The organism is Pseudoalteromonas sp. SR43-3 (assembly GCF_014163875.1).
Taxonomy (GTDB): Bacteria; Pseudomonadota; Gammaproteobacteria; order Enterobacterales; family Alteromonadaceae; genus Pseudoalteromonas; species Pseudoalteromonas distincta.
Genome location: NZ_JACJEC010000003.1, coordinates 365,228 through 383,329, shown reverse-complemented (window position 1 = coordinate 383,329; position 18,102 = coordinate 365,228). Strand labels below are relative to the sequence as shown.

19 protein-coding genes and 1 tRNA gene are annotated in these 18,102 nt (G+C 39.4%); 8 read left to right on the top strand and 12 right to left on the bottom strand.

Going from position 1 to position 18,102, the window contains the following annotated elements; translation table 11 throughout:
- Positions 1 to 94: 94 nt before the first annotated feature.
- Positions 95 to 442, bottom strand: coding sequence for a hypothetical protein (locus H5088_RS06270; protein WP_182752458.1), 348 nt, complete (start codon positions 440 to 442; stop codon positions 95 to 97).
- A 384-nt stretch (positions 443 to 826) separates the two neighbouring features.
- On the opposite strand from H5088_RS06270, the gene H5088_RS06265 reads away from it, so the two are divergent.
- The 3 genes from H5088_RS06265 to H5088_RS06255 all read left to right on the top strand — a co-directional run bounded on the left by H5088_RS06265 (position 827) and on the right by H5088_RS06255 (position 2,234).
- Positions 827 to 1,207: a hypothetical protein gene (locus H5088_RS06265; RefSeq protein ID WP_182736794.1), complete on the top strand. Its 381-nt coding sequence runs from the start codon at positions 827 to 829 to the stop codon at positions 1,205 to 1,207.
- Positions 1,208 to 1,315: 108 nt separating this feature from the next.
- Complete coding sequence (locus H5088_RS06260; RefSeq protein WP_182752457.1) at positions 1,316 to 1,714, top strand: hypothetical protein; 399 nt, start codon at positions 1,316 to 1,318, stop codon at positions 1,712 to 1,714.
- Positions 1,715 to 1,820: 106 nt separating this feature from the next.
- The gene (locus H5088_RS06255; RefSeq protein WP_182752456.1) at positions 1,821 to 2,234 is read left to right on the top strand and encodes a hypothetical protein; all 414 of its coding nucleotides are present in this window, start codon (positions 1,821 to 1,823) and stop codon (positions 2,232 to 2,234) included.
- A gap of 584 nt (positions 2,235 to 2,818) precedes the next feature.
- On the opposite strand, the gene H5088_RS06250 is transcribed toward H5088_RS06255, so the two are convergent.
- From H5088_RS06250 to H5088_RS06240, 3 genes are all read right to left on the bottom strand, one after another.
- Positions 2,819 to 3,901 carry an endonuclease/exonuclease/phosphatase family protein gene (locus H5088_RS06250; RefSeq protein WP_182752455.1) on the bottom strand — a complete coding sequence of 361 codons (1,083 nt, stop codon included), beginning with the start codon at positions 3,899 to 3,901 and terminating at the stop codon, positions 2,819 to 2,821.
- 23 nt (positions 3,902 to 3,924) lie between these two features.
- The gene (locus H5088_RS06245) at positions 3,925 to 4,287 is read right to left on the bottom strand and encodes a hypothetical protein (protein ID WP_182752454.1); all 363 of its coding nucleotides are present in this window, start codon (positions 4,285 to 4,287) and stop codon (positions 3,925 to 3,927) included.
- 76 nt (positions 4,288 to 4,363) lie between these two features.
- On the bottom strand, positions 4,364 to 4,612 hold the full coding sequence (locus H5088_RS06240; protein WP_024595124.1) for a TIGR03643 family protein: 249 nt from the start codon (positions 4,610 to 4,612) through the stop codon (positions 4,364 to 4,366).
- 123 nt (positions 4,613 to 4,735) lie between these two features.
- Between H5088_RS06240 and H5088_RS06235 the strand changes: the two genes are divergently transcribed.
- From H5088_RS06235 to H5088_RS06225, 3 genes are all read left to right on the top strand, one after another.
- Entirely contained in the window at positions 4,736 to 5,425 is a 690-nt protein-coding gene (locus tag H5088_RS06235) for an ABC transporter substrate-binding protein (protein WP_182715748.1), read from the top strand.
- 29 nt (positions 5,426 to 5,454) lie between these two features.
- Positions 5,455 to 6,111, top strand: a complete 657-nt coding sequence (locus H5088_RS06230; protein WP_182752453.1) for a YoaK family protein — start codon at positions 5,455 to 5,457, stop codon at positions 6,109 to 6,111.
- Positions 6,112 to 6,185: 74 nt separating this feature from the next.
- Positions 6,186 to 8,246, top strand: a complete 2,061-nt coding sequence (locus H5088_RS06225) for a TonB-dependent receptor (protein WP_182752452.1) — start codon at positions 6,186 to 6,188, stop codon at positions 8,244 to 8,246.
- A gap of 7 nt (positions 8,247 to 8,253) precedes the next feature.
- Here the strand turns inward: H5088_RS06225 and H5088_RS06220 are convergent, their stop codons facing one another.
- A complete protein-coding gene (locus H5088_RS06220) occupies positions 8,254 to 9,048 on the bottom strand; it encodes a helix-turn-helix domain-containing protein (protein WP_182692930.1) in 795 nt (264 codons plus the stop codon).
- A gap of 106 nt (positions 9,049 to 9,154) precedes the next feature.
- Here H5088_RS06220 and H5088_RS06215 point away from each other — a divergent pair, with 106 nt between their 5' ends.
- The gene (locus H5088_RS06215) at positions 9,155 to 10,351 is read left to right on the top strand and encodes an MFS transporter (RefSeq protein ID WP_182752451.1); all 1,197 of its coding nucleotides are present in this window, start codon (positions 9,155 to 9,157) and stop codon (positions 10,349 to 10,351) included.
- On the opposite strand, the gene H5088_RS06210 is transcribed toward H5088_RS06215, so the two are convergent.
- The 4 genes from H5088_RS06210 to H5088_RS06195 form a co-directional block, all read right to left on the bottom strand.
- Complete coding sequence (locus H5088_RS06210) at positions 10,340 to 10,561, bottom strand: hypothetical protein (protein WP_033020540.1); 222 nt, start codon at positions 10,559 to 10,561, stop codon at positions 10,340 to 10,342. The two genes, H5088_RS06215 and H5088_RS06210, sit on opposite strands and share 12 nt — an antisense overlap.
- A 96-nt stretch (positions 10,562 to 10,657) precedes the next feature.
- Positions 10,658 to 11,071, bottom strand: coding sequence for a GFA family protein (locus H5088_RS06205; RefSeq protein ID WP_007377055.1), 414 nt, complete (start codon positions 11,069 to 11,071; stop codon positions 10,658 to 10,660).
- 235 nt (positions 11,072 to 11,306) lie between these two features.
- Positions 11,307 to 12,599, bottom strand: a complete 1,293-nt coding sequence (locus H5088_RS06200; protein ID WP_182752450.1) for an amidohydrolase — start codon at positions 12,597 to 12,599, stop codon at positions 11,307 to 11,309.
- Positions 12,600 to 13,000: 401 nt separating this feature from the next.
- Positions 13,001 to 13,990, bottom strand: coding sequence for a fatty acid desaturase (locus H5088_RS06195; RefSeq protein ID WP_182752449.1), 990 nt, complete (start codon positions 13,988 to 13,990; stop codon positions 13,001 to 13,003).
- Between the two features lie 391 nt (positions 13,991 to 14,381).
- Between H5088_RS06195 and H5088_RS06190 the strand changes: the two genes are divergently transcribed.
- Positions 14,382 to 14,466, top strand: a tRNA-Leu gene (locus H5088_RS06190).
- A gap of 218 nt (positions 14,467 to 14,684) precedes the next feature.
- Here the strand turns inward: H5088_RS06190 and H5088_RS06185 are convergent.
- From H5088_RS06185 to H5088_RS06175, 3 genes are all read right to left on the bottom strand, one after another.
- Entirely contained in the window at positions 14,685 to 15,158 is a 474-nt protein-coding gene (locus H5088_RS06185; protein ID WP_182673298.1) for a VOC family protein, read from the bottom strand.
- A gap of 100 nt (positions 15,159 to 15,258) precedes the next feature.
- Positions 15,259 to 15,729 carry a GFA family protein gene (locus H5088_RS06180; RefSeq protein ID WP_182711468.1) on the bottom strand — a complete coding sequence of 157 codons (471 nt, stop codon included), beginning with the start codon at positions 15,727 to 15,729 and terminating at the stop codon, positions 15,259 to 15,261.
- Positions 15,730 to 15,832: 103 nt separating this feature from the next.
- Complete coding sequence (locus tag H5088_RS06175; protein ID WP_182711467.1) at positions 15,833 to 17,905, bottom strand: catalase; 2,073 nt, start codon at positions 17,903 to 17,905, stop codon at positions 15,833 to 15,835.
- Positions 17,906 to 18,102 lie beyond the last annotated feature (197 nt).

The window sequence follows — 18,102 nt, the reverse complement described above, 5'->3', positions numbered from 1 at the left end:
ACTTTAAAATTAGATTAAAGAAGAGCTTAGTCTCTACTAAGTTCAAACCGCAAAGTAACTACACAGTAATAACTGTAAATGAGCAGTTTGCTTTTTAATCATTATCAACATAAAAGAATAATATAATAAATTCAGAGGCACTAATTGCAGCTAGCTGCATTATCAGCAAAAACATAATACCAATCCCAGCTTGAGGGTCAGGTTCAATACCAAAGACAAGTACTGCCGCTAAAGTAATAGTAAGTAATGCAGCTATAATTCTAATAAAAATGAGCCGTTTATTTTTATAGTTTTTAGCGTTAGCTAAAAAATATAGAAGCAAATAAGGCAACAGCATAAACGCAAAGCCAATTTCAGTTGGCATCCAGTACTTAATAGCAACAGCAACTAAAGATAAAACAGCAAGCGCCTTAACTGGGTAGTATATTTTTTTATAATTCACATGCTTTCCTTTGCACGCAGTGCTTTATTAGCACCAAATAAAATATTGCCGAACAATATAAAAACTTTAACTATGCAATGCAATGCAATCTATTTCACTAGACTTAACCTGACAGGCAACAATGAGCGATAAGCGGTCATTGAGATTGGCCAAATATCGTCGTGAATTGATTGGTAAGGCTGCTCTTTGCGCATATATTCATGAAAATGAGCGCTGAGCGCATATTGTTCTATTTATCTTTTCTTTAAAGTTTCAGAAACTTAGTAATAGTAATACCTTAAACTATTTGTTAAAACTATATCATTCAGAAAAATGAGCGTGACGTCGGCAGAAATATGCGCGATGAGCGCACTATTAAATTGTTATATTACAAAAGGAGTTGTGGTGAAGTTTCTTAGTTTTCTATCGTTGTCTGTCTTATCTTTCACTACTCAAGCTTGTATGTTTCCGCCTAAAGGATTGATTGAGGAGCACAATAATCTATTTGATTTATTAGTTCTATTTTCCCTTTTAGTTGCGGTTATTTCACTGCTAATTAGGTTGTCTCATCAGAGGTCTAGATTATGGGTTCCTGCACTTTTAGTCTTAGGTTTTGGTTATTTCCCTTTTATTTTATTCAATCTTGATAGTTACGGAATTATTGGTCCAGCTGGTGCTTGTGGTCGTCCTGGTATGGTTTTAATTGGTCAAATTTGTTTAGGTGGTTACCTAATTATTTTGTGCTACGAACTATTTAAGTATTTTAAACATCGGCGTAAGTTGTAATATAACAAGAACATTAAACGGAAAAATTACAGTTGGCTGTTTTTCGTTCCTCAAACATTATAGCCAACTATAATTTTCCGCTTATGTAAGCGTTATACCTAGGAAATAATGAAGCATATATTGATTGCTAGCCTAACATCCATTGTTGTGGTCTTTTTCATTTCACTACTTCTGTTCTTAGTTAGCTTTGCTGGAGGCGCGTATTCCGGTTTTCTATTAGCCCTTTCCGCAGCCTTCGTCGCAACGGTTGTTGCATCCATTTCGGTAATTTTGTTTGCCATACCAATTCATTTGTTGTTGAGCCATTACAACTATAAAAATGTAACTTGGTACATTATTTCAGCTTTAATCTGTGCTTCAGTATTTATTTATGGCTTTAAGCCATTTGGTAATGACACTCAATCAGATTTATTTACTCAACTATTAATTTGTAGCAGCATAGGTTCAATTGGTGCTGTCGTTTTTTGGTTTTTTGCAGTTCATCGTAAAGGTATAGCAAGTTGCTAAATTTCGTTCGTAAACTCACTGGGAAAATTACTGCTGGCCGTTCCGGCCAATACGCAGTATTTTCCCATTAGCAAAGCGTTATACGCTATGAGTTTCAGGGATAGATATGTTGCCTAAAAAACCAAATTACCTTATCGCTACCGAAAAATTAGGGTTTAAATTCCCTTTAGCTTGGTGCATAGCTGCACTTGTTATTGGTGCGGCTACTCAGGAAGTCTCCTCAGCGATATTTATTTCAATAGGTTCACTCTTCATGGTTTGGCTAACTTGTAAGCTAGCGAGTTTATTTTTTAGCTTTCAACAACACAGTGGCATTCTCAAAAACAATGTTTACGACAACGCGATGAAAGCTGTTTGGTTTATTTCGCTAATCTATCTGTTAATAAATGTCTTTCAATCCATATTTTTTCAACAAGGTAGCGCCTCATTTCTTGGTGGCGTATTCTCAATTGTTTACTTCAGCTTTATGCTTGCAGCAGCAAACAAGTGGGGGATGCACTACGTTGAAAAGCGCGTATAACAAACCAATTATTCCGACCTCAACTCGCTGCGCTCGTTTCGTCGGCATATTGGGGCGTTAGGTGTATTAAGAGTGAACACTTCTAGACTCTTGAAAATTATTTTTATCTTAGGTTGCCTCGCAACATTACTGGGATTAGTTTTTACTCCACAGACCGACGGGTACGGTGATTTCGTAGCTACTATAGTTTTTATATTCTTATGCCCATTCTTGCTTGTTTATTGTGTTCACGCTGTAAAAAATGGTGAAATAGAAGTGAAATCAATTACGGTAAAACGTAGTGAGTCACCAAGTGGTTTTTGGTTTGGTATTTTTATTTATGCAACGTTTTCAATTTTCACTTTGTGCACGTTAATTTGGCAAGCATACACCTAACAAGTTACTCAAAAGGACGCAAAACACTTGGCTTGCGCTCCTTCGTCGCTAATTTTAGCCAAGCATTTATGCGCCTATTAGTAAGGCGTTACCACTGTTTGCAATTGGCACTCTCCTGCCACTCGACAACATAAATAATGATTATAACTGGCAAGGTATTTTACTGTGTCGGATGGCGCTTCGCTTATCCGACCTACACTGCCTAATAGCTATAACTTTTCCTCAAACCTCGGCACTTTTCGCTTATCTGCCTTATTCATAGCAAGCTCTTGAATTTCTTCTTGCTTAAGCTCATCGGGTTTATCTTCTAGTGACTCCTGATTAGCGTTTTCGTAAGAAAGCTCAGTAAGGAGTGCAAAGTGATCAGAGCCATACTTAGCTAAGCGCTTAATACGCTTTACTTTAAAGCCTTCGCTGTGAAATAAGTGATCGAGCGGCCAACGCATAAAAAAGTAGCTTGCATGAAAGGTGTTATAAAAACCACGGCCTTTTCGAGGGTCTAAAAAGCCACTTATTTGCATAAACAAACGGGTGCTACGCGACCATGCTACGTCGTTTAAATCACCGGCAACTATGGTAGGTCGTGTTGGGTTTTTAAGTGCTTTAGCCACCATTATTAGCTCAGAGTCGCGCGGGCGCGATGAGTCTTCTTCGGTCGGGCTTGGTGGTGCGGGGTGAATAAAGTGACCTTGCATTTGCAGGCCTTCATCGTTTTCAAACAAAATATGAATTGAGGGAATATCTTCTTCTATTAGCTCACATATTTGTGCATCGAGTATTTTAAACTTGCTGTATAAGTGCATGCCATAACGATTGTCTTTAGGGCATTCTATGTAATACGGGTAATTTTTTTTAATGACTGATAATTTATTTTCCCACCAGCTATCACTCTCAAGTGTAATAAGTAGGTCGGGTTGGTGCTCATCTACAAGGCTAATTAGCTGCTCACTTTTATGGTTCGACATCAGTACATTTGCCGACATAATTCGTACGCTGTGATCTATATGCTTTGGTGCGCTTTGCACTTCTTTTTTAGCAAGCCACGTATACGGGTAAATCCATTTACCTTGTAAAATCATTATAAATAATGAGGTTAAGGCTATAAATACATAACCTATTGCGCTACTTTGCCATAATAAAAACAACGATGTAACGGCTACAAAACTGGCAATATAAAATACCTGTAAGCGCACAAAGTCGCAGCTACGCACTAAGTAATGCTGGCTGTACGACATAGGCAACAAGGTAACCAGTAAAAAAAAGCCAATAATTATAGCCAGCGCAATAAGCATTTTAATATCCTTATAAAGTTAATTTAGCGACTTAAAATTGAAAGTATTTCTCGGGTGTCGTGCACCATATGGATAACTGTACGGTCTATTTCAATACTCACTGTACCATTATCTCTAGAGCGTTCAATCACTCTACCTCGTTTGTATAAATCACGATCTAAATAGTCGCCTCGGTGGTAGCTTTTACTTAGCCCTGGTGGCGTCCAACCTGCGCGAATTAACTGGTTTGCCTCTTTTTTAGAAAGGTAGTCATTGTCGTTGTGTTTATGTGAATGATGCTTATTATGGCCGTGTTTATGACCATGCTTATCTTTATGCGGTTTCGCAACTGCGCTTATTGAACATAAAGCCAATGCTATTAGTGCTGTGTATGTTAGTGCTCTCATAAATAATCTCTAGCGTAATTAATAGCTAAAGGTTAACAAACACGGCTGAACATCATATGAAACAACTTACACTTATTTAACGTTGTTTATATTGTGTTTTACAGTGGCTTCGCATAATAGCGGGATCGCGTAATTTTAAGTGTTTTGTTTTACGACCAGCATGGCGTTTACGCCACACTTTAAAACTGCCTTTTGAAATATGTTCGCGCATAAATACCACCAGCTGCGGGTATTTTAATCCGTATAACTGCTCTATTGCCTCAAAAGGGGTTCTATCTTCCCACGCCATTTCGATAATGCGTGACTGCTGCTCTGCGTTAAACATGGTATATCTCACAAAATTTAACTTATACGCTAGGTAAAAATACTTAGATCAATGCAATTAAGCTCAGTAACTGTATAATTGGCGTTCAATTTATGTATTTTAAAAGATATCGAATTTTTATTTATGCGCGCAATATTTCTGTTTTTAGCTTTAACTTTACCTTCATTATTACTTGCAGCGCCAAGTAAGACTTTGCGCTGCGTAACAACTCACTACCCGCCTTTTACTATATTTGATGAGAAAAGCGATACGTTCACAGGTTTAGATATTGAATACTTAACCTTTATTGAGCGTAATTTGAATCTTAAAATTGACGTAATTCATCTACCATGGGCGCGCGTTAAAAAAGAAATGGCGCTGGGCTACTACGACTGCTATTTCTCTTTGGCCAATACAGAGGAACGAGCAAAGTATTTAGATTTTACAAGCGTGCCCTTGCATACTACTAAGTATGGTTTATTTGCTTTAAACAAAGATAAACTACTCACTGACGATTTATCAAATACCCCAATAGCGATGCTACGCGGTGTTGCTGTGCCTGAGGTTATTGCTAAAAAGTATAAACTTGATGAGAATAATCTGCTTCGCTCACTTTCAACTAAAGACACTTTTGAGCTGCTAGAAAAAAATCGCGTTGAATACGCAATAACTAACTATCAAGCAGGTTTGTGGTACTCAAAGGAATATCAAAACGTATACGCTAGGCAGTTCAATGAGTTTACGTTTCCTACTTACATTGCTTTTAAGCGTGGCGTAATAGATACAAAATTAGTTGATGAGCAAATAAAGCGCTTTAAAGCACAAACTCAATAATTAACACTGTACACGTTAAGAGATAACCAATGTTTACAAAACTACCAAAGTGGGTTGAATATGGCGCGTTTACGCTCGCATTTATAGCGGGCATAGTAAACGCTGTAGGCTTATTGGGATTTGAGCACCAGGCTATTTCGCATGTATCTGGCTCTGTTACTTTACTTGGTATTAAAGCAATAACTAATCCCAGTGCTGCTTTATTGCTACTTTCAATAATTATTAGCTTTATGTTGGGTTCGGCACTGTCGGGCTTTTTGCTCTCTGGTGGCTCATTAAAACTTGGTCGTCATTACGACACTTTGCTTTTTATTGAAGGATTGCTGCTACTTGCGAGTGCTTATTTACTCAAAAACACATTCGTTTATGGCATTGTTTTAACGTCTGCTGCGTGTGGGTTACAAAATGCGCTAGCAACTAATTACAGTGGTGCTGTTATACGTACGACACATTTAACCGGTATTTTTACTGACCTTGGTTTAATGCTAGGTAAAGCGCTTAAAGGTGAGCAATTTGATACCCGTAAAGGCGTTATGTTTTTACTCATTATTGCAGGCTTTTTACTAGGCGGTATAACCGGCTACGTTTTATTTAAGCATTACTTAGTGCTGGCTTTGGTATTTCCTGCTGTGGCTTGTTTTGTTTTATCAATTACGTATCGGATTTATAGGTTACGTACGCTTTAACGCAACAAGTTTAAATGCATATTAAAACCGCATATTATAGAGGCAATGCAATATAGATTACTTTCAAGGAATGTATGAAACCTTATTTTTTGCCGCTGATATTACCCTTTAGCCACACTGCGTTTGCCGATAATCAAAATAATGATGCAATAGAAACCATAACAACTACGGCATCACGTATTGAAGCACTATCTACCCCACTCCCTTTATCAATAAGTACACTCAGCGAAGCGCAGCTAAATAGCATAGCGCCTACCCATATTGAAGAAGCCCTGCAACGTGTAGCAGGAGCTAATATTCAACGCGGAAATGGCCAAGAATATTTACCCGCACTACGCTCCCCCGTACTTTCGGGCGCTGGCGCTTGTGGTGGCATATTAACCTTAGAAGATGGTATACCACTGAGAGCCGCTGGGTTTTGTAACATAAACGAGTTATTTGAAGCGCACAGCGAAATGGCGCAGCGAATTGAAGTACTAAAAGGCCCAGGCTCTGCACTTTATGGCTCAAACGCTGTGCATGGTGTTATTAATGTAATAACGCCCGACACCACACAAGGCGGTGGCTTAGTTGGTTTAGATTATGGCTCGTACGGTTATACTCGCTACAAATTACGCGCAGGGCAAGATTACGGCAACAGCGGTATCGGCATTAACGCAAGTGTTACCGACGATAGAGGTTACCGCGACGACGAAAGCGTAGAGCAACAAAAAGTAAATATTCGCCATCGCTATTCAAATAATAATTTATTACTTACCTCAGGCCTTACTTATACAAATCTTGATCAGCAAACTGCGGGATTTATTACAGGCTTTGAAAGCTATAAAAACGAAGACCTCGCGCAAAAAAACTTTGACCCTGACGCATTTAGAAAAGCACGCGCATTTAGAGCATGGAGCAATGCAACATGGCAATTAAATAACGATGATGTGCTCTCTACTACGTTATATTTTCGCGACCAAAGCATGGACTTTTTTAAGCACTTTTTACCCGGCACACCGCTTGAAACAAACAGCCAAACCGGCTTTGGTGTGCAATCGCTTTATCAACATAATTTACAACGTAATATAAAAATAAACCTAGGGCTTGATGGCGAATACACGCAAGCCGATTTTACTCAAAGCCAAAACGAGCCCACTCAAGGTTCTGCATTTTTAGTTGCTACAGTACCCCAAGGTAAGCATTACGATTACGATGTAAACGCCACGCTTTATGCCCCTTTTGCATCGGTTGATTGGCAATTAAATAAGTGGTTACTTACTGCAGGTGTGCGCTACGAGCATATGCAGTACGACTACACCAATAATATGCTAGCAGGTAGAACAAAAGACGATGGCACAGAATGCGGCTTTGGCGGCTGCCGATACAGCCGCCCTGAGAGTGGGAAAAATAGTTTTAGTAATCTATCGCCAAAGCTTGGGGTTAGTTATCAGTACAATACAAATAACACGCTTTATGCAAACTTTTCTCGCGGTTACAGAGCGCCACAAGCGGCTGAACTATACCAATTACAACGCGAGCAAACTACTGCAAATTTAAGCGCCGAAATAGCAAATAACGCAGAGCTGGGTATTAAAGGAATTTACGAAAAACTACGTTATGGCGTGTCGGTTTACGCTATGAGTAAACACAATACGATTTACCGCGATAGTGACTTTTTTACGGTAAATAATGGCAGCTCTCGCCATCGTGGTATTGAGCTTGAGCTTGACTACCAGCTCACTAAGTCGCTTGCGCTTAACTTTGCTGGCACTCACGCAAAGCATACTTACACTAACAACCAAATACTTAACGGTTTAAATATAAACGGCAACGACATAGATACCGCGCCGCGTAATATTGCTAATCTCGATTTAACATGGCAGGCATTAAACAACGCGCAATTTGCTTTGCAGTGGCACCGCGTTGGTAACTACTACACCGACCCAGAAAACTTAAATAAATACCAAGGGCATGATGTTTTAAGCCTACGCGCACAGTGGCAAGTTACTAGTAATCTTGAGCTACTTGCTCGTATTATTAACTTAACTGATGAGGCTTATGCGGAGCGCGCCGATTACACCAGTTTCACCGGTGACAGATACTTCCCGGGAAGGCCTCGTAACGCGATGCTTTCGGCAACTTACACGTGGTAGTGCTTATTTAAGGGCTAAGCTGATTTAAGTCGCTCATGTATTTCATGGGCGACTTTTTCATTACCTTTTTAAACATAGTAATAAATGCACTCACCGACTCATACCCTAATAACTCCGACACCTGCTGCACACTTTGCTTATCAGAAAGCGCTTTTAAGGCTGTAATTATATGCAATTGCGTACGCCATTTTCCAAATGTCATACCGGTTTCTTTTTTAATTAACCGCGCTAATGTGCGCTCAGTTAATGCAAACTGCTTAGCCCATTGTGGTAGTGTTTTTCGGTTGTTTGGCTTGTTTATAAGCTGATCGCTCATGGTTTGAATTACCTCGTTTTTAGATAATACAAAATCCAGTGGTTGTACGGGCATATCAATAAGTTGATCAAATAACACCTGCGCTAAACGCGCTGTTTTACTATTTAAAGTATAGTGCTGATTATGCCCAGCTAACTCACACATTAGCTCTTTAACCAACGGCGTAATAGCTAACGTACAGGTATTTAGCGGCATACCGTTTTTACTACTATCAATAAATAAATGACAAAGCTGCGCGTTATCAGACGCCCTATTGCTATGCACCTTTTGTGCTGGGATCCAAATTGCACTGTGCGTGGGCACCATCCACATTTTGGCCGATACTTCACACGTTACATAACCATGTAGCGCTAAAATTAATTGCCCTTTTGGATGGGTATGTAGTGGTATTTCGTGACTTGCATGGGCATGCTCTATTTTGGCTATTATGGGCTGCGCCATAGTTTCAAAATTTTTAATGTCGTCCCAACCAATTGCATCAAACATAGTTTTGTCTGTTTTTAGTTATTTAATGTCATTATCTCTAAATTATAGTTTTTACTAAGCCTTTATACTAGCGCCCATTAAGTATTAGCTTTAATGGTCTTCCCTTTTGTTAAATAACACACCTAAATCACGCTTTGCTGGCATATTACTTGTGCTTGGCATATTACTTATTGCCGCAAATTTACGCGCCACATTTACAGGTATTGCACCTGTGCTTGAACAAATTATTAATCACTTTGGGCTTAGCGCATCGCAAGCTGGTTTTTTAACAACACTGCCACTCATAGCCTTTGCGGTTGCATCGCCAATGGCGGCAACTCTTGCTAAAAAGCAAGGGTTAGAGCGCACCTTGTTTGTGGCTTTGTTATTTATACTTGCAGGGGTTGCAGCGCGGGTAATAAATACCTCAGCCATGCTTTTTGTAGGCTCCGCTATTATTGGTGTGGGCATTGCCATCGCAAACGTATTATTACCAAGTTTAATTAAGCGCGACTTCCCTGCAAAGGTTGCGTTAATGACCTCAGCCTACGTGCTTACTATGGGCGTGGTATCGGGTGGGTTTTCTACTTTGGTATTTCCGCTTAGTCAGTTAAACGGATTAGGATGGCAACTTGCGCTGGGCTCATCAGCTCTTATTACTTTGGCGAGTATTATTGTATGGATGTCGCAATTAAGTAAGCACACAAAACCCGCGAGTATTGCTCAACACACCGACACGTCAAAAAGTGTATGGCGTTATTTACTAGCATGGCAAATTACCCTAATGCTGGGCTTAAACTCGTTTTTAAATTATATAATTATTACGTGGTTACCAAGCATATTAACCGAAACTGGTCACTCAGCTACCCAAGCAGGTGCTTATCATGGTGCTTTTCAAATAGCGACTGCATTACCGGGTTTAATATTAATTCCGTTACTTGCCAAATTAAAAGATCAAAGCGCGCTTAGCTTTATTTTAGCCATGTTGAGTGCACTCAGTGCATTGGGGCTGCTTTACATGCCTAGCTTTGCTTTTGTTTGGACCCTAATGCTGGGCTTTTGCTCTGGGGCATGTTTTATATTGGGGCTGTCGTTTATTAGTTTACGAACTGACGATTCGCAACAAGCAGCGTCGCTTTCAGGTATGTCGCAAAGCGTAGGTTATTTGCTCGCGGCTATTGGTCCTATGCTAGCTGGTGCATTACACACGACTACGGGAAGTTGGAGTGCGCCATTGTGGTTGTGCGCTATTGCCGGAGTACTGTGTGCTTTATGTGGTTTGGGCAGTGGTAAAAACACCACTTTAGCTAAATCAGCTAACTAGCTGCTGTAACCACGAAAATAAACCAGACGAAGGTTTACTACTCGCGTGCTTTTGCTCATAGCGTTTATTCGTTACTTCGCGCTGTTCACGGCGCTCTTGTGCTAAATTAGCTTTTGCAGCAAAACGCAAGCGCTGCTCTTGAGTAAGCTCATCATTAAAACTAATGGCTGTTTTTTTCACTGCTCGGCTGCTTTTAGGTGAACTACACATATTATTCTCCAAATGACTGACTTATAAGTAGACAGTCATTTGGTTAAATAAATTTCAAACCGCTTACTAAAAAGTAATACTGATAACCCCAACTAACTAGTTTTGTGGGGTTGTATCAAACGCAGGTACTTCGTGTAAGCCGCTCAACCAGCTCAATGTTGATTTAGCCCAAATTTGTGCTGTTGGCGTAAACTGATCACGCTGATCAACCGCACCAATACGCAAGCCATATACACGGTCAGCTTTAGCTTCGTTAGTTGCATAAAGTGTTGTACCACATGTGCCACAAAAACCTTGCGCACGCTTGTTACCACTTTGCGCTGTTTTAACAAACTCTTTTGGCTCACCTTGGGTAAACACGACCGAATTTGGCTCTGCAATTATGACTGCTCTAAATGGGCCGCTCGACATACGTTGGCAATCGCTACAATGGCAAACAAGTGCGTTGTTATTTTGAGACTTTGCTTGGTATTTAATTTCACCACAGTAACAGCTTCCAGTAATTTCCATTATTTAAATCCTTAATGCTTATGAAGATTGAATCGAGATATAAGACCGGCAATATCGATTCATTATTTTTAAAATATAAAAAAACTGCTCGCCGGTTCATTTGTATGTTCGGTTAGATTTTTAATTTTTGAGAGTGATTTTTTCAAAATTGAGCAAGTGCTACAAACATGATGCGATGTTTTAAATAAAACAGCAATACCACGTTAAGCTAATAGCGTAACGTGGTGTGTTTAAGCTATCTTTTATGTGCGTTTAAATAATCAACAGCTAACAGGCTGAGCGCCTTAGTGCCTACTTTAAACGATGATTCGTCGGCATAAAAATAAGGTGAGTGATTACTAGCCACTGTATTTAAATCTTGCTCACTTGGTGTGCCGCCTAAAAATACAAATACACTCGGCACTTCTAATGCGTAAAACGAAAAGTCTTCTGCGCCGGTTATTTTTCCCATTTCAACTACGTTTTCATTACCTGCTGCTTTTTTAAGGCTAGGTAACATTTGCGCAGTTAACTTTGGGTTATTAATCGTTACCGGATAACCTTCGTGAATATGTACATCTGCAGTAGCACCTGACGATTTAGCAATGTGCGTGGCTGTGGTTTTTATTTTTTCAAATATTTGTGCTCGGTTATCCATATCAAAGTTACGAATTGTACCTACCATTTCGACTTCTTCAGGAATAATATTATTACGTACCCCACCCGCTATCTTACCAAACGAGACAATAGCAGGCTCTTTGGTAATGTTGATTTGGCGACTAACAATATGATTTACGCCTGTTACTATTTGCGCAGCTGCGGCAATGGGGTCAACCCCAGTCCACGGTGCAGAGCCATGTGCCTGCTTGCCATGTACTGTTATTTCAAACCGGTCTGCACTGGCCATTGCAGGGCCACTTCTATAGCCAATTTTACCGCTGTGCAAACTAGATGTTATGTGTAACCCAAAAGCAGCCTCTGGTTTGTATTGTTTAAATATGCCTTCTTTAAGCATTAACTCAGCGCCCCCCTCTTCCCCCTCTGGTGCGCCTTCTTCTGCAGGCTGAAATACAAACATAATATTACCGTGTAGCTCATCTTTCATGTTTGCAAGCACTTGTGCAGCGCCCATTAGCATAGCCACGTGCGTGTCGTGCCCACAAGCATGCATTATGCCTACATCTACACCACGGTAATTAGTGGTTTTAGTTGATTTAAAATCAACATCTGCTTTTTCAGTAACTGGCAGCGCGTCCATATCTGCGCGTAGCATTACTGTCGGGCCAGGCTTTGCACCTTTTAATAGCCCCACAACACCTGTATAAGCAATCCCTGTTTGTACTTCTATACCCAGCGACTTTAAGTGCTTAGCGACAATACCTGCTGTGCGGGTTTCGCGATTTCCAAGCTCAGGGTTTTGATGAAAATCACGTCGCCAATCAATAACCTGTTGCTCTATCTTTTTAACTTGCTGATCAATGTTTGCATTGGCATTAAACGCACTAAGGGCAGCAAAGCCCAACGCTATTGAAATTAGTGATTTTTTCATCCTGTTTGTCCTTATTATATTTATTGGTTTTATAATATTGATGAGCACGAGCCCTTATGTATTATTGAGAACATAATTAGTTTGCTCTATAACCACTATTACTGAAGGCTCTACAATAATCAATCCCATTTAAGCTAGATGCTCAACTATGAAGGGCCACTTCACTTTTCACTGGTTTTATCTATTTTTAGTTTAAAGTTTTAGCGCTAATTAAGCCTACCACTTTTGCTTTTGTTGATTTAAAAATGGCACTAAATAGTCCACCAAAGCGCGGACAGTTGGGCTTAATAAACGTTGCGATGGATAGAGTAAATTTACAGGTAATGGGCTTGGCACATAATCGCTATTCAAACTATAAAATAAGAATAGCAATGCAGAACCTCCCCTTATGTTGGGGGTAATTATTTATATGCATTCGCATTTTTAATGCTGTCAAAATCATTAAAGCGCACGTTGTGCTGCGCCATTACTTTAAGTATTTTTTTACTTAGCATTTGGCGTAAATAAAACGGCTGATTTGGCACAAAATGATGAATGGTATGCGTTTTACCAAAGTTAAAACAAAATAAGTGAAACGGCATAAATAAACGACTCGTTAGGACATGAGTTTGTTCAAGCATGTTATTAACGCCGCCATAGTAATGCATGCTTGAGGTAACAAAATTAAGCGAGCTTGAGCGAATAATATTAGGCACAATGAGCACAACCATTAAAAATTCAAACACATCCATTGTACTTAACAACCAACTAGGTGAATTTAGCGAAAGTGGTATAAATAAATCAACAATATGAAATAAAATAACGCTATATAAAACAGCAAAATACGCAGTCGCTATCGGAAATCCCGCATTAAAAACACTCGAAAAACTAAAGCCATTAATTTCTTTTCTAAAACGTTTAGTAGAAATAATTAGCCCTAATAACCCATCTACAATAACTAGCGCACGTAAAAATGGATTTTTAATACCGTTTCCCACCAAGCGTTCTTCTAGGTCTTGTTGTGTGCCTGAGGTTTTGTGATGGTGTAAATGCATTTTACGTCGGTACCATGGGCTAATAGTATTTGGCCGCATTAACCATACTGCTAACATCATTAAGTTATGCATGAAAGGCTGATTGCTAAAGTATTGTTTATGTATAAGGTCGTGCTCTAACTCATGGGAAATAGACGCAGCAATAGCCGCAAGCACTATACACACCCAAGCAGGTATTAGGGCTAAATAATATAAAACACCAACACCAATTAATGCGCTAAGCGACAGCAATAAAATAATTAACCCTAAGGTATTTTGATGTTCAAGTAATGGGTATTTTTGACGAAGTAATGCTTCTTCTGCCTTAATAGCTTTAACAATCGATTGAATGTTCTGTTTGGCACTTAATTGGGTCATAATTAATGTCTTAAAAACCTTGTTGTACAAATAATACCTGAACCAAGCGCAAAATCGGCATAAAGCAGGAATAATTATTATAATACGATTCACTATTATCAATAGTTCAATTGCTTATTTATTCAATCGCATAACAGTTTAATAGCACTCATAACCCAAAATATTCGCTTTATATATCAGCCCAAAAAGACTTAAAAAATTTACCGATGGAGTCTCCTTGCTATAAACGATTAATTATCAACCAGTTGTTTATGCAAATAAAAGAAAAGGCTTGCCGCCCCCTCTTTTGTTTGTATAATGCGGATACAGAATAAGAGGTATATAAGTATCCTTTTTATTTTAAGTGGTTTTTCTTTATCTTTTTATGCTTAAAAGATTAAAGAAAAATTATGCCAGCGTGATGAAATTGGTAGACATGGGGGATTCAAAATCCCCTTCCGAAAGGAGTGCCGGTTCGAGTCCGGCCGCTGGTACCACTTTTTGAACCTCAGCTAATTATTGGCTGAGGTTTTTTTATGCCTAAAATTTAACTAGTAATCTATACCACTTCGCTTTACGAAGTGAGCTACTTTTAGATAAGAAAACCGTGTCGATAACAAGGTAAAACCTAGTTAAGCTGAAGCAAAAGCCACAAACCTTCCATTAAAGCCATCAATGTAATTAGAAAGGTACATAAATCTAATTAGCATGCGAGTTATGCGTCTTGCTCTTGATTTGTTATATTCCCAATTCGATTATTTAACTCTTCGTCACTAACATCTTCTTTATGTGTACCAATGATCCATATATGACCAAATGGGTCTTGTAGTGTGCCGGTCCTATCACCATAAAACTGATCATGTACGGGTCTTATTTCTGTTGCACCAAGCTCAATTGCTTTTTTAAACACGGTATCAACATCTTCAACATAAAGCATAAGGCTTAGCGCTGTACCACCGAGTTCTTTTGGGTTTTTTAAATGCTCTTCAGAACCATTATCTGAAAGCATAATATGCGAATCACCAATTATTATTTCTGCATGGGCTATTCCACCATCAGGTAAAGGCATCTGCATTACATGTTCAGCACTAAATGCATCACAATAAAAATCTATCGCTTTTTGTGCGTCATTCATAATTAAATAAGGTGTAACTGAATGAAACCCTTTTGGTATTGCTGAGACTGCCATAATATTCTCCTTTACTTACGCTGTGATTTTTAATATTTAATTAACTAAATATGCGTTTAATTGCCCCTAAATTTAAGCTTAGCTCATACAAAAAATTGCGTTACTTTTCGAGGTTTAAACGCTTATGCCAAGCAGCAATACTTTCATCAGGGTATTCTTCAAACTGCTTGTCACCTTCATTAATGGGCGCATTTACCCAATTTGCTTTACTACCAAGCATTAAATGAGTGCGCTCTGGCGGTATGGGTAACTCACTATCTATTGCACCAGCAAAGGGATGAACTTGCTCAGGCCAACGTGCATCGTATAACCATAAGTTAGCACTACAATGCTTACAAAAATGACGCTCTGCAGGGCTTATTTTATCGCCTGTTTTTGCATGATAAATAGTTATGTGTTCACGCCCTGTAACCTCAAGCGTGCTGTATTGCGCGTTTAAATTAATAACAAACCCGCCGCTCCCTGCGGTTTTACGGCATATAGAGCAGTAACATAAATTGTAAGGATAAGGGTGTTTTGAGTTGACCGTAAATACCACTTTGCCACAGTGACAAGCGCCATTAAGCTTCATAATATATCCAATATTTATTGTTGGCTTGAACTAATACCTTAACTAGGTGAGCTAAAAAAAACCACAACAATTACATGCTGTGGTTTTTTAATTATTGAGCTTACTAACGCTCCCAATATCTTAAATTACGCAAAGTATTTATAAATTTATCGGCTGAATGTGCCTCTAAATCTATCCAACCATCATCTACTTTTCCATCAAGGCCTGCCGCTTTAAATAAAGGCTTAGCCTCATTTGTAAAGCCTATAAATTTCATATGTGCGTACGCATCACTTACAAAGTCTTTAGCTTCTGCTACGGCAGCTAGTTTTTTAGCTCCATCTTCGGTGGTGAGTACAAGTACCGCATCGTATAAAACCGATGGACCACCATTAATAACCTGATCAGCTTTAAAGTGTTTACCTTTACTGCATTTAGCACCGCCAACTTGCGGGGCAATAATTTCAAAGTTTGCACCTTCACTTTTAAGTGCATTGGTAACCGATTCAAAAATTTCTGCATTAAAGCCATCACTTACTAAAATACCTAATTTACGGCCTTTGAAGGTGTTGGGCGCATTTTTCAAAATACTTAACGCATCAGATACAGGTAAGTCTTTACGTGTCGGCATAGCAGCTTCTGCCGGATCTGGCATTTCTTGCAAGCCAAGTCCTTCGGCAACTTTATTTGCGAGGGTTTCGTCAATATTTAACAAGTGCGATACCAAACGTTCTCGTATTGGCAAATGCTCAACTTTAGACAGCTCAAACACGTACGCAGATTGAATATGCGCCTGCTCTACCTCTGTTTGACTTAAATAAAATTGACGAGCTTGACTGTAATGATCGCTGAATGTTTCTGAGCGATAACGCAGTTTATCACCGCCATTTACTTCAGGTTCGCTTGAGCTTTTAAAGCCATGTACTGGGCATTCGCGCGGGTTGTTTTCGTCGCCGCTCCATGAGTTTGGCTCATAATTAACACGCCCTTTTGGATTGTGCATTGCCATGTGGCCATCTTGCTGAAAATGACGCATTGGACATTTAGGCGCATTGACCGGAATATGCGTAAAGTTAGGGCCACCTAAACGCTTGGTTTGAGTATCTAAGTATGAAAAGTTACGACCTTGCAGTAGCGGGTCAGGTGTAAAGTCGAGCCCCGGTACAATGTTTTGAGTACAAAATGCTACTTGCTCTGTTTCTGCAAAAAAGTTGTCTACAACACGGTCAAGCACCATACGACCAACAATTTGCACTGGTACTTGCTCTTCAGGTATAAGCTTGGTGGCATCAAAAACATCAAATTCAAATTCATCAGCAAATTGCTGATCAAACACCTGTACACCTAGTTCCCACTCAGGGAAGTCGCCGTTGCCAATAGATTCCCACATGTCTCTGCGATGAAAATCAGGGTCCGCGCCGTTTAGTTTAAGTGCTTCGTTCCATACTACAGATTGCATTCCGCCTTTTGGTTTCCAATGAAATTTAACAAATTTTTCATCACCTTTGGCATTAATAAATTTAAATGTATGAACACCAAAACCTTCCATAAAGCGTAAAGAGCGTGGAATAGCTCTATCAGACATTGCCCACATAACCATGTGCATTGACTCAGGTGACAAACTCACAAAGTCCCAAAAGTTATCATGTGCTGTTTGCGCCTGCGGAAAACCACGATCAGGCTCGGCTTTAGCGCTATGAATTAAATCAGGAAACTTCATTGCATCCTGAATAAAGAATACCGGTATATTGTTACCCACTAAATCCCAGTTTCCTTCTTGGGTATAAAATTTTACCGCAAAACCGCGTACATCACGTGCTAAATCTGGTGATCCTTTATTACCTGCAACCGTAGAGAAGCGAGTAAACACAGGCGTTTTTTCACCTTTTCGCTGAAAAATATCTGCACAGGTTAAATCTTCAAGCGTGTCGTAAGTTTCAAAATATCCGTGTGCACCATAGCCTCTAGCGTGCACTACACGCTCAGGAATGCGTTCATGATCAAAGTGAAAGATCTTCTCGCGCATTATGTGATCTTCTAATAATCCGGGGCCACGTTTGCCCGCACGTAATGAGTTTTGATCGTCACTTACAGGGCAGCCCTGCGCGGTGGTCATGGTAGGGTGTTCATCCGACGCTTTTTGATGCAATTCGCCGCCATGCCCTTTATTACCTGAGTATTTAAATGATTCAGCCATGTTTAGTCCTTCATACAGTTTGATTTAATGGGTCGATAGTTTTTATGAGCTTTAAAACTAAAAGCGACTATGCAAATGCAAAATAAAGACCAGACATCAAACCTAGTAAAAAAGGGCTGTACAGATAACAATGTAGTATTTGAGATGATTTATAAAAGAAAAGGTTACACAGGTATGTAACTTTTTCACACAAAAAA